Genomic DNA, 1,318 nt, shown 5'->3' with positions numbered 1-1,318 from the left:
AGAGCGCCAAGCAGGACGCGAAAGTCCAGGCATTTGTTTTGCGCCTGCAAGGCCAGGAACAGGCTGCCCTGCGGGTGGAAATGCAGTGGGAGACCGAGTTCGCCCTGAGCTTTGCGGTGATCAACAAGGCAGGGAAGCTGGGGCAGGTTGCGAAAGCGCTTGGGGAGCGGGAGACGGCTTGGAAGGCGTCGAGCCTGGTGGACAACGCTGGTGGTAAAAATGGGCCACCTGGAAAGAATCCGAATTCGACAAGTGGTATAACGGATGCGGAGGCAGGGATGCCTTATGCGCATTCGGTGGGGGGTGCAAAAGGAACTGGGGCTGTTGTAGATGACACGATCAAGGCATTACCAGCCCCAAGACAAATAGATGCATCGTGGAGCGCGAGCACTTATAACAAAGGCGGTTTGATGACAGGTATTGAGCATGTATTCTATCGCCATGGACCTGATTCAGGATTTGCGAATGTTAGTAAGTTCTCGCAAGGAACATCTGTTAAAGATGTCTCTAGTTATGTTGATAACGCACTGAAATATGGGAAGGTAACTCCTAATGGCCCAGGTGGGCACGTTATTGAGTACAATGCAGGTAAGGTGATTGGAACAAACGTCTCAGGCGCTCCAACATCGACAATCAAAATAAATGTTCGGGATGGTGTGATTCAGACTGCATTCCCGTACTAGTTAGGAATGGTTATGAGCAGTGGCGGCACACTAATAGAACGATTTGTCGCCCAAGAGTTGGACGACAGCGTTCGCTCTATTTTGAAAGATGCCTTTGATGAGCGGATGTGCTCAAAGAGCGTTCTGCTCAGGGAGTTCGAGTTTAATTGCTTTGACGTTTCTTTGGACTTTGAAAAAGGCATCGTCACATTGCAAGATGTTCTTTCCGCTGGAGAGAGTAGCTTTCTTGATATACCGATACGTGATTTTATCTCTGCTTGCGGTTTGAATGTCTCTTGTTAATTGTAGAAGCCTAGGTGTGATCTGACACCGGCCTAGCGCCGGTGTTTTTGCACCCGATCTGCACCCTTTTTGCCGCCTTCTTGCATCCTTTCTGCAGTCAAGTTGCACCCCTTTTGCACCCACCCTGACGACCTACGGTCTATCTGCTCAATACTCCCTTTTTGAGCATGAATTTTCGCTCCTTAACAGGAGCAAAATCTCAATACACAACACGCACCTCTTGCGAGGCCAGGCAGGCAGCATCGCCATGGCCACGGGCTTCAAGTTTGCCGGTGACCAGACCATTCGATTTGAGAACGGCAGCCTGCCCAAAATTGTGGTGCATGCCGTCATGGGTGGTTTGCTGGCAGAGG

1 protein-coding gene and 1 pseudogene are annotated in these 1,318 nt (G+C 50.5%); both read left to right on the top strand.

Going from position 1 to position 1,318, the window contains the following annotated elements; genetic code table 11:
- Positions 1–683, top strand: a pseudogene (locus JZZ72_RS27985) (hypothetical protein); the annotation flags it as partial.
- A gap of 12 nt (positions 684–695) precedes the next feature.
- Positions 696–965 (top strand): hypothetical protein, encoded by a 270-nt coding sequence (locus tag JZZ72_RS27630; RefSeq protein WP_054916221.1) that lies wholly within the window; start codon positions 696–698, stop codon positions 963–965.
- The last annotated feature ends 353 nt before the right edge of the window (positions 966–1,318 follow it).

The organism is Pseudomonas palmensis (genome assembly GCF_017848315.1).
Classification (GTDB): Bacteria; Pseudomonadota; Gammaproteobacteria; order Pseudomonadales; family Pseudomonadaceae; genus Aquipseudomonas; species Aquipseudomonas palmensis.
Note: the sequence above shows the minus strand (reverse complement) of the source record. Positions and strands in the feature narration are given on the sequence as shown.

Excerpts from the sequence above, each read along its gene's own strand:
- JZZ72_RS27630 (WP_054916221.1), top strand. The coding sequence starts at position 696 with ATGAGCAGTGGCGGCACACTAATAGAACGATTTGTCGCCCAAGAGTTG.